An 11,556-nucleotide genomic window follows, 5' to 3' on the forward strand; every position below is an offset into this window, starting at 1 on the left:
TTTTTTGTTTTTTACCGTATGGTCGGGATACTTATTAACCGAACAGCATTTTACATACTTAACTTGGAATCAAGATCAAACTACAATCGCGCGCTATAAAATTACACGCATAAAAAAACAATTAGCTCTAATACATGAAGGATGTACGAGTAATGAAAAAAGTGAGTATTCTCGCAGCAGCGATTGCAGTGGCTTTAACAGGTTGTGGTAGCGACAGTTCTAATTCAGGTGTCACAACACCGACAGGGCCATCCACAACAACCAACAAGTTTATCGATGCCGCTGTTGAAGGTATCTACTACAGCACTAGCTCTGGTTCAAAGGGCATCACAAACAGCGAAGGCGAATTTACCGCTAAGTCTGACGACACGGTGACCTTCTTCATTGGTGGTGAAAATGGCTTGAAAGTAGGGGCAGCATCAAACCGTGATGTACTGACACCATTTGAAGCAGCGGGCAAATACGACCGAGCTCTAAATTTAGCAATTCTACTTCAGTCTTTAGATAACCAATCTGGTAGCGCTTCTGATGAAGTACTGACAATTCCAGATGCGCTGCGCGAACCTGATGCAGCGACGTTAGCGAAGATGAAAAGCCTAAGTCTAGATGACCGTGATTCTGTTACAGACTTCCTGACAGCGATGGGAGTCACTTCAATTACTAGTGAATCTGAAGCATTGGCTCATATGGAGAAAGCATTCGGAGAAAAATCAGGGACTGTTCGCGGCAGCACTGATGCCAATCCATTTGTAGCGAAAAATGGGCAATTCATTCGCTCAATCATGGTGAGACAGTATGATATTAACGATCCAAACAACCGCCCTAACGACAAGACAATGTTAGTTCACGCTGACAAAATGCTCCCTAAAGCTGTGTTTGAACATACACGTGGCACGCCTTACTTCACTTATCAAGATTCAGCCAATGGTCTTATTGCTGTAAGTGACAGCGACTCTTTATTGTCATACGCAGACGCTGAAAAGTACATCAGCTGTGTATTGACGGGAAGTTCTGCAGGCTGCAATCAAACAGCTCACCCAGACTTCACTCTAAACGCTCCGTTTTCTTACCTTCTGCTTGATAAAAGCAAAGAAAATACCACACCTAAGCCAGGACGTTACGATGAGGTACCTTTCATTGAAGGGAATCAACAAATCCTCAACCACTACACGCCAAATAAACTGGAAGATGCTCGAGATGAAGGCGATGCAGACCCTTCATACCAATATGAAACCCTTTCTGGTAGCTATGACCCAATTACAAAAATATACACACAAATTCGTTCAAAAACTGAGTTAAACGACCCATCAAACGAATCTAGTGGAAAGAATCGCATCGAAGAAAGTTTGAATTTCTACTATCACGTAGAAACACCTAGCGACGAAAGGTACGTAGACTTCACTGGGTCTTGGGATACCACTCAGATTTGCGCTGATGGACAAAATGCTGTCATGAGAATGGTATTTGACTCTGAGGGCGCTACCGTATCAGGGAAAGAGTGTAATGCAAACTCACCGGCAGATCTTGAAGACTCAGGCAAGAAGTATACCTATGAAGAGCTTGCTGCGATTGACTATTGGTGGTTTAACATTTCGGGACGTGAATCAAAAGCAACACTGACAGATCTAAACTCAGTTGTGCGCTTCTGTGATGATACTGACAATGGTTATATTCCTGGTTCAGGAGATAAATGTCCTGTTGATGCAAATGGTAATAATCAAGAATACATCATTAAATGGGAATACCAACCTGCTGGTACCAACTGGGATGAAGGGTTGCTAACTCGCCGTAAAATGACTCCAGACGGATCAACAACAGGCCGTGTTAGCATCATGCAGAAAATCAACTAACCTTTGAGTTAATTTGATTACTTATTAATAAACCAGAAGCTGAGCTTCTGGTTTTTTCATTTTTAACACACATGAACCTTCAAACAACCATCAACGTAGATACAGAAACAAAGAACTATCGAGAACAACATGGAGTTTGTTATGAATCTACTCATTGAATCATTTGAAGGCGGGATCTACTTGGCTTACCAAATCATTGGCGAGCAAAAGCAGTTAATCAAAGACGACCACCAGCACCCAATGAAGTTTTTGAGTGTTAACCAAGCACGCGACCACTTTAGCGACCAAGGCGTAGCGTCGGCAATGCTGGTTCACAACAGTGCCTACGACGAAATGTGTGGTGAGCATTGTGGCCACACCCAACCGTTCGAGATTGATTTGAAGTGGAGTTAAATCAACTTCAAATCAATCGCAATAAAAATTGAAAGGCTTGCAGCGATGCAAGCCTTTCTTATGGGAATCGCTTTCCCTATCTGCACTGAAATCAGCGCAATGTTCGTTTCTGCCTGCGTTTGATGTTTTGCTCTTTCACTACAAAGTCGAACAGCGGAGCAAAAAGGTTAGCAAACAAGATCGCCAACATGATGCCCTCTGGATAAGCAGGGTTGAGCACTCGAATACCGACCGTCATCACACCGATCAGAATCCCGTAAGCCCACTTACTCTGATTAGTAAACGCGGCAGAAACTGGGTCGGTTGCCATAAAGAAAGTGCCAAAGGCAACACCGCCCAATACAAAGTGCCAGTAGAACGGCATAGTGAACATCGAGTTGGTATCAGAGCCAATCCAGTTCATCAAACTCGAAGTCACGACGAGACCGATAATCACACCGGCAACAATGCGCCAAGAGGCGAGCTTCATGACAATCAGAATCAGACCCGTCAACATGATAAGCAATGAAGAAACCTCGCCCATCGAACCCGGAATATTACCGATAAAGGCATCCATCCAAGTGATGGCCTCACCAGTCATGTTGTTGATCAGCGACGAGCTCCCCCCCTCATACCATTGGCTGAGCGGTGTTGCGCCAGAATAACCATCAGCTGCCACCCATACCAAGCCACCGGACATGTTGGCGGGATAAGCAAAGTAAAGAAACGCTCGCCCCGCCAGTGCAGGGTTGAGAAAGTTTCGCCCTGTACCACCAAACAGCTCTTTCGCGACAACGATACCAAAGGTGATACCCAAAGCGGCTTGCCACAACGGGATAGTTGGCGGAAGAATAAGTGCGAACAGTACCGAGCTTACAAAAAAGCCTTCATTCACCTCGTGTTTTCGTACAACGGCAAATAAAACTTCCCAGAAGCCCCCGACCACAAATACGGTGGCATAAACGGGTAAGAAGTAGAGCGCCCCCAAGAACATCTGGCGCCCCCAGTCGCTTGCGACTAAGGACTGTGCATCACCAAACGCCCACGATAAGCGCCAACTGCTCTCTATAAGCGAGGTAAGTTCGTTAAGTTGATAACTGGATGTTAGTACCGAGACACTCTGGTGCCCGACGTTATACATACCCCAAAACATGGCAGGGAAAGTCGCTAGCCACACCAAAATCATTATTCGCTTGAGATCGATACTATCTCGAACGTGGGTCAAGCCTCGGTTTACGTTGCCGGGCGTATAAAAGATGGTGGCAAACGCCTCATAGACAGGGTAAAGCTTTTCGTATTTACCTCCGGCTTCAAAACGCGGGGCTACGTCTTCTAATCGTTTCTTCAAACTCATAATCTCAATCACCTTATTGCTTGAGTTATGGTTTTCTACGCACCAACTGCTCTATTTGAACAATTTTTAGCTATTTTTAATCAAATTTGTATTGAAAATCCGAGTATCCGGAAATCGACCTGATATTGAAAAGAAAGGCGTATAAACAACAAAGCCCCAGCAATGGCTGAGGCTTATTTGATATTACGCACGTCTTCGTTATTTCACACACATCACATTAAGTAGTGAGGAGCCTTTAAGCTGGTTTACGTTACCGTTAGTAAACAGGCCTTTTTTGTCTGCGCCCCAATAAGGCAGGTGCATTGGCCAATTCTGATTTTCCATGACCTTCGACCCTAAGAGACTTTGCCACTGATTTTCACTCAACAGCGTCATATTAATCTTACCACATACTAATTCGGCACTGTCGTAATCGAGTCGGCTCCAAGGTTTACCTTGCTCCATATAAAACTGTTGTTCATCACCTAAAAGATAAGGAATCGCATATTTACTACCCGCAACACTCGCTGTCATGCGTATTTCAATGTTCAGATCATTGTCTGAATTTGCACCATGACTAGGGAAAGCTTGAATGGCAGCAGCACTCGCGACTGCAGTTTTTTGAGCAGCAGCTATCGGCTTCGGCGCTGATTTCGCTGCTACTTTAGCCTTAACTGAGGCTTGATGCTTAACCGTTTTTGGCTCTGCCGTTTTTGACTTCATTGCTTTGGTCACGACCGGTTGTGAAGAAGAGGTCTTCGATTTATCAACCATACGAATAAAGGCTTCGCCATACCCAGAAATCTTACGTACCTGAGCTAAGTCTTTTCTCGCATCAGAGAAGGTAGAATAAGGACCAATTAGGCAGCGATAATCTCCACCTTCGGGCTTCATCCATACGTTAGTTGAAATCTTCTCATACAATGGCTTTGCTTTGCTCAGTGACAAAGGCTTATTCAACAAACCACATTGAACCCAAAACAACTCATTATCTGAATGATGTTTAGGCGCTTTACTGCCCCAAACACCTTTACCAATCGGACATGATTGTTCTAGCTGTGGTAACTGATTGGTGCTTGCCTGAGTCGCATCGCATAGAACCGATTCGGCATTAACTTGGCTTGATACCAACAGAGATGCAGCAATAAGCCCCATACGATAATTTCTAACCACAGCACGACATACAACATTCATTGTCAACTTCATAACCACCACTTAAACCCTCTAGGGGTTAATTATTACCGAACAAATGTCGATAAAACATGAATTCCATTTTAAGTACTATTGACTCTATCAATGGTACTAAGTTCCAAATTCATTAAGCAAAAAAAGAGCCGTAATTGCTTACGACTCTTAGTTTAGTGATTTTTTTTACTAAAAATCAAACTGAACTATCACCCTTTATAGATTTTCGGGTTAAACACGTCACGTAACCAGTCGCCTAGTAGGTTGATAACTAGAACCAATGTCACCAAAAGCACACCTGGGAATGCAGTGATCCACCATGCTCCTGAGAAGATGTAGTTAAAACCAGTACTAATCAGAGCACCCAGTGACGGTTGGTCGACAGGAAGGCCTAAACCTAGGAAAGAAAGTGCCGCTTCTGACATGATGGCATTTGCCACCTGTACTGTAGAGATAACCAAAATCGGTGATAAACAGTTAGGCAGAATATGACGGAACATGATACGAGGTGCTCTAAAGCCCATCACACGTGCCGCTTCTACGTACTCTTTCTTCTTCTCTGCTAATACTGATGCACGAATAGTACGCGCATACTGCGGCCATTCTGCGATACCAATGATCACCACCAGCATCACCACAGCGTATTGTGCATAGAAATCACTACCGAAACTTGCCTTAAAGATGGCCGAGACAATGATCGCAACCATCATGGTTGAGAACGAAAGCTGAACATCAGCGAAGCGCATCAAGAAGCTATCAATACGGCCACCGAAGTAACCTGCAGACAAACCAATGATGATACCAAGCGCCAGTTGTAGACCTACCGCTAAGAAACCAATAGTCAGTGATAAACGAGAACCGTAAAGCATAGTCGATAAAATATCACGGCCTTGCTCATCCGTTCCTAGCAAGAAGCGTTCTTCGCCGTCTTCCATCCATGATGGTGGAAGTTCTGAGTCCATGATATCAATCGATGTCACGTCGTACGGGTCTGTTGGCGCTAGGATAGGTGCAGCTAGAGCCATCACTAAGAAGATTGAGAAAATGGCGAAACTCACCATTGCCACTTTGTCGCGTAAGAAGTAATACACAATGTCAGATTGCTTAAAACGTTCCCAGCGAGACGGCACTGTCGATGTCTGTTCCATGATTATGCTCCTTTCCCTGTGATGTTAACGGTTGGGTTGATAACACCGTAAAGCAAATCAACAATCGTGTTAGTCACTACGAAAATAAGACCAACAAAAATAACGTATGCAGTAATCAGTGGTGTATCTACACGGTTGATTGCTTCTAAGAATAAGAAGCCTGTACCTGGCCACTGGAAAACCGTTTCCGTAAGAATGGTGTAAGCCACCATAGTACCAATCTGAACACCACCAACGGTAAGTACCGGTAGCATGGTGTTTTTCAATGCATGTTGGTAATAGATTTTGTTTAGAGCTAGGCCTTTCGCTTTGCCAAACTTAATGTATTCAGAACTTAGAACTTCTAACATTTCAGAACGAACTAGACGAATAAACAGCGGCAGCATGATAGATGCCAGAGCAATACTCGGAAGTACTAAGTGTGCAAGGCCATCTAGCGTTAAGAAGCCAGACTCCCAACCAAACCAGTTGGCCGTATCACCACGTCCAAATGACGGCAGCCAACCGAGCTCGATAGAGAACACATACATCAGCATGATTGCAGTTAAGAAAACAGGAACCGAGATACCGACACTACTGCCTGCCATAATCAATTTGGTAAAAAAGCTTTTTGGGTGAATCGCAGAGTAAACGCCGAGTGGGATCGACATACAAACAATAATTAAAGAAGCACCAAATACCAGCTCCAGAGTTGCCACTAGTTTATCTAGAATCACATCAACTGCAGGTCGCTTAAAGAAGTATGAAGTACCAAGATCACCCTGTAGAGCTGCGCCTACAAAGCGAGAGTATTTTGTAACGAAGGGATCATTTAAGCCGAGTTCATCGCGTAGCGCTTGACGCTCCGCCTCTGAAACAGATTGACCGACTAACTCACGTAACGGGTCGCCCAGGTTATCCTGAATGGCAAACGCCACCAAACTGATCACAAACATCACTATCAGTGCCTGAAACAGGCGCTTGACCAGAAACGTAACCATTCCTTGCCCCTTATCTATCCATGACTATCTAATCGAAATCCGCGACTAGACAAAAAAATTCAGTCTTAAAAAAGGTATTTAGCCAGACTGAAGGAAGACCAAATACCGAAACTTAAATCTATATCTTAATAATATTGAGAGCCTGAAAGCTTCAGGCTCTCGATTCTAGCAAGCTAGATTATTTTACAACTAAGTCGCCGAAGTAAGGCATAACCATTGGGTTTACTACGTCTGCTGCACCTACGTTAGATTTCGCGCCCCACGCTTCACTCTGCCAGTGTAGAGGAACGAAGACTGCATCGTTGTAAAGTGTTGCTTCAACGCCTTTCAGCATCTTAGAACGCTTAACTGGGTCAGTTTCAGTGTTAGAAGCTTCTACAATCGCATCCATTTCTGGGTTTGAGTAGCCAGAACAGTTGTATTGACCACGGCCAGTCTCTTCGTTACGAGTCATTGTTAGGAACTCGTTGAAGTTAGCTGAATCTTCAGTATCTGAGTGCCAGCCGATCATCATCATGTCTGCTGAACATAGATCAAATTCTGGCCAGTACTGTGCTTTAGGCATTGTCTTAAGATCAACTTTGATACCAATCTTAGACAGCATTGCCGCAGACGCTTGCGCAACTTTCGCATCGTTCACGTAACGGTTGTTAGGCGCTGCCATAGTTAGTGTAAAGCCGTCTTCGTAGCCCGCTTCTTTCATCAGCTCTTTCGCTTTTTTCAGATCGTAACGAGGAACTAGATCTTCGTTGTGACCCGCGTAGCCTGTTGGGCTCTGCTGACCAGCAGCTGTCGCGAAACCTTTCATGATTTTCTTAACAATACCTTCATTGTTAATCGCATGAACGATTGCTTGACGAACGCGCACATCTTTCAGTGCTTCGTTGCTGTTTTGGTTCATTTGGAACGTAATGATACGAGTACCAGGTAGCGTTACTAGATCGATGTTCTTAGCTTTTTTAACACGCTTGTGATCGTTTGGCGCAACAGGGTGAATCATATCAACGTCGCCAGAAAGAAGTGCTGCTACACGCGTTGCATCTTCTTTGATTGGCACAAGTGTTAGCTTGTCTACGTTACCTTCAGTTTCTGTGTCCCAGTAATCGTTGAAACGCTCGAACGTTACTTTAACGCCTTGCTCACGCTGCGTTACGATAAATGGACCAGTACCAGAAACGTTAGTCGAAGCAAACGAGTTACCGTGCTTAACTAGCTCAGATTTGTCATTACCTTCCGCTGTTTGACCAGAGTAGAACTTGCTGTCCATTGGGAAGATGTAGGTTGCTGTTTGTAGTACTAGTGGGTAAGCCGCTTTTGATACTAGCTCAACTGTGTAGTCATCCACTTTTACCATTTTTTCGTATGGCGTGAAGATAGACTTAAAGTCTGGAGAAGCTTGTAGACGTTCAAAAGTCCACACAACATCATCAGCAGTCAGTTCGTTACCAGAGTGGAATTTCACGCCTTTACGTAAGTTAAAGCGGAAAGTCGTTTCATCAACACGCTCCCAGCTAGATGCTAGGCGGCCTTCAAAATCCATCTCTTGAGTGAAACGTACTAGAGGGTCAAACACCATGTGAGACATTTGCAGTGTGCCACCAGACAGCTGCTCGTGCGGGTCAAGTGATACCGGGTCAGCTGCGTAGCCAACGGTAATATCTGCTGCTGCTGCACTAAAGCTTAGGCCAGCTGCCATTAAAGCTACTGCTAATTTGCTTTTCATGGTTTTCATTGCATAACTCCTTCATGCGGGAATCCAGATCCCTAGTTGTTGTATTTGCGTCTGTTTATTGTTTTTAGCAAGCTAAACTCCAGCCTACTGATTTTTATACCGCGGCTTGTGCCACTGCTTTTTCTTCTCTTAAACCTGTAAATTCAGGCATTAAAGAAATTAGGTGTTTGCTGTATTCATGCTGAGGCGATTGAAATAGCTGCTCAGTTGGCGCTACTTCCAATAGTTCTCCCATTTGCATCACACCAACACGATCACACATTTGGCGAATAACCGGTAAATCGTGACTGATGAACAGCATGGTTAGGTTGAGCTCGTCTTGTAAATCTTTTAATAGGTTAAGGATCTGAGCCTGAACCGACACATCCAGCGCCGAGGTAGGTTCATCACAAATCAAAAGACGTGGACGAGTTGCCAAGGCGCGAGCGATAGAAATACGCTGACGTTGGCCACCTGAGAATTCGTGTGGGTATTTAACCCCAGCCATCTTGCCTAAACCAACGTGCTCTAGCAGGTCGTTAACGATCTGACGAGTTTCATTCTCGTTACGCGTAAGTTTATGGAATCGGATCGGCTCAGCAATGATGTCGAATATCTTCATTCGAGGGTTCATTGATGTATAAGGGTTTTGGAAAACCATCTGCATTTGACGACGCATTGGGCGACGTTCTTTTTCAGATTTAAGTCCCGTAAGATCAACGCCTTCAAACGTTACCTTGCCTGAGTTAGGTGCGTACAAACCAGCAATCACACGAGCAATCGTTGATTTACCCGAACCAGATTCACCAACAAGACCAAAAGTTTCACCTTCATGTACTTCAAAGCTCACGTTATTTGACGCCTGAACGTACTCACGACGACTCTCAAAGAAAGAATCCTTGGTAGTAAAGCGTAAGTTTACATTTTCAACATTCAACAGTGGACCAGTGTAATCACGGTGATCTTGGCTTTGACCCAACCAATGGTTTTTCACATCAAGTGGTTCCATCTCATGTGCTTCTTCGATATAGCTCACAAGAGGGAAACGATCAAGTTTACGATCTGAACGCGGAACCGCGGAGATAAGACTGTGCGTGTAAGGGTGTTCAGGAGTACCAAGGACCTTCGCCGTCGGACCAAACTCAACCAAATCACCACGATACATAACGGCTACGCGATCGGTAACATTAGATACCACACCCATATCGTGTGTTACCAACATACAACCTACATTCTTCTTAATACATAGGTCGCGAATCAAACCCAAGATCTGATCTTGAATAGAAACATCCAGTGCGGTTGTTGGTTCATCAGCGATGATTAGGTCAGGTTCACCTGCCAGTGCGATCGCGATAACAACACGCTGACGCATACCGCCAGAGAATTGGTGTGGGTACTGCTTTAAACGGTTTTCTGGTTGCGGAATACCAACTTGGTTCATCAAATCTAATGAGCGCTGGTAGGCTTCTTGATCCGAAACCTTCATGTTGGCATGAATCGTCTCTTTTAACTGCTGTTCTACTGTGAATAGAGGGTTAAGAGAAGTCATTGGATCTTGGAAGATAAAACCAATCTTTGAGCCGCGAACAGAACGCATCTGTTCAGGAGATAAGCCTGAAACTTTTTCACCGTCCAGAAATACCTCGCCGCTAGCAATGCGACCAGGAGGGCTCAGCAAATCGATCACAGCATTACCTACTGTTGATTTGCCTGCACCAGACTCGCCTACAACGCCAACAATCTCACCACGTTCAATGTTGAACGAAAGTGATTTCACTGCGGCGTGAACTCCATGACGAGATGGGTATTCGATACGAAGATTTTTTACTTCTAAAAGTGACATTACCAGACCTCTACTGCTTTGGCAGCTTTCTGCCCTGTCTGCAAAATTGAATCCATTCTTACCAGAATATTGTTCTGATATTTTATACGGTTGACAATTTGGCAAATAATTCACAGAAAAGCAACAAAAATAGGATAAAAAGTCGACATTAAACGCTTAATAAGTAAAAATGCCACATAAGTATTCACTCAAAGAGCATATAGTAATGAAAGGCAGCATTATATTTCCAATAATAAATACTCACAAACCCCTTACTACTGCGTACTTGTAGAGTTAAACATATCATTCAAAGCACATATCCCCACCAGCAACCAAGATCAAATAATTATTCCAAAAAACAATTAACACTATAGAAACAAACGCTAACTTTACCAATTTAAGCAAACAAAACAACCAGACAAAACCAACCTAGCCACACATTCAACCATATGAATTATTTTGATAAATACAAACAAGAAAAACGAAAGACTCAATAAATCAAAGGATTTTTTAAACAGCAAGATTCGAAGAAATCTGTCAAATACAGGCCTTAGAGAACATATTTAACGTCAAATTTCACTTTTCATAAAAACCCTTAGACCAAACCTATTAATTTGTCGAATGATTGGTGGTTAGTTTTATATAAAATTAGATATCGATCTGCACATTTGATAAAGCAAATCGCTCCGTATAAGCACCATAATGAAGATAAAGGGTAAGAGCCTGCCTTGTTATATGGAGGGGGAGATTTACGGAGGTGACATCAGGCAAGATGTCGAAGCGGTTGAAGTCCCAGCATTCAAAATTGAGGATTACTGAAACGAGAGATGTAAAAAAGCCCCGTCATTTCTGACACAGACGTCTAGTTGAGGCTTCTTAAGATGTTCAGTGAAGAGACATCCCTTGAACATCAGGTGAACCCCACTTGGGTTCCAATCTAGTGATCTACAGATGAAAAAAACTCATCATTTCTGATGAGTCTTCTTAAAGGCGGTCAGTAAAGAGACATTCTTTGAACATCAGGCGAACCCCCACTCTGTTCAAGTTATCTAAATTTCAGATGCAAAAAAGCCCTAGTCTTTCGACTAGGGCTTCTTAAGGTGGTCGGTGAAGAGGGATTCGAACCCCCGACCCTCTGGTCCCAAACCAGATGCG

General features: G+C 43.7%; 8 protein-coding genes. 2 read left to right on the forward strand and 6 right to left on the reverse strand.

Going from position 1 to position 11,556, the window contains the following annotated elements; all coding sequences use genetic code 11:
- Positions 1–152: 152 nt before the first annotated feature.
- Both ACED25_RS09630 and ACED25_RS09635 read left to right on the forward strand, forming a co-directional pair.
- Positions 153–1,850, forward strand: coding sequence for a hypothetical protein (locus tag ACED25_RS09630; protein ID WP_371695167.1), 1,698 nt, complete (start codon positions 153–155; stop codon positions 1,848–1,850).
- Positions 1,851–1,991: 141 nt separating this feature from the next.
- Positions 1,992–2,243, forward strand: a complete 252-nt coding sequence (locus tag ACED25_RS09635; protein ID WP_017091425.1) for a DUF6482 family protein — start codon at positions 1,992–1,994, stop codon at positions 2,241–2,243.
- Between the two features lie 91 nt (positions 2,244–2,334).
- Here the strand turns inward: ACED25_RS09635 and ACED25_RS09640 are convergent, their stop codons facing one another.
- The 6 genes from ACED25_RS09640 to ACED25_RS09665 all read right to left on the reverse strand — a co-directional run bounded on the left by ACED25_RS09640 (position 2,335) and on the right by ACED25_RS09665 (position 10,422).
- On the reverse strand, positions 2,335–3,576 hold the full coding sequence (locus ACED25_RS09640) for an NADH:ubiquinone reductase (Na(+)-transporting) subunit B (protein WP_371695168.1): 1,242 nt from the start codon (positions 3,574–3,576) through the stop codon (positions 2,335–2,337).
- A 198-nt stretch (positions 3,577–3,774) separates the two neighbouring features.
- Entirely contained in the window at positions 3,775–4,761 is a 987-nt protein-coding gene (locus tag ACED25_RS09645; RefSeq protein WP_371695169.1) for an SPOR domain-containing protein, read from the reverse strand.
- A gap of 188 nt (positions 4,762–4,949) precedes the next feature.
- A complete protein-coding gene (locus ACED25_RS09650) occupies positions 4,950–5,888 on the reverse strand; it encodes an ABC transporter permease (RefSeq protein ID WP_371695170.1) in 939 nt (312 codons plus the stop codon).
- A gap of 2 nt (positions 5,889–5,890) precedes the next feature.
- Positions 5,891–6,868, reverse strand: coding sequence for an ABC transporter permease (locus ACED25_RS09655; RefSeq protein ID WP_009848074.1), 978 nt, complete (start codon positions 6,866–6,868; stop codon positions 5,891–5,893).
- A gap of 178 nt (positions 6,869–7,046) precedes the next feature.
- The gene (locus ACED25_RS09660; RefSeq protein ID WP_009848075.1) at positions 7,047–8,600 is read right to left on the reverse strand and encodes an ABC transporter substrate-binding protein; all 1,554 of its coding nucleotides are present in this window, start codon (positions 8,598–8,600) and stop codon (positions 7,047–7,049) included.
- A gap of 94 nt (positions 8,601–8,694) precedes the next feature.
- Positions 8,695–10,422, reverse strand: a complete 1,728-nt coding sequence (locus ACED25_RS09665; protein WP_009848076.1) for an ABC transporter ATP-binding protein — start codon at positions 10,420–10,422, stop codon at positions 8,695–8,697.
- Between the last annotated feature and the right edge of the window lie 1,134 nt (positions 10,423–11,556).

It is taken from the genome of Vibrio sp. 1F263, assembly GCF_041439035.1.
GTDB classification, from domain to species: domain Bacteria; phylum Pseudomonadota; class Gammaproteobacteria; order Enterobacterales; family Vibrionaceae; genus Vibrio; species Vibrio tasmaniensis_A.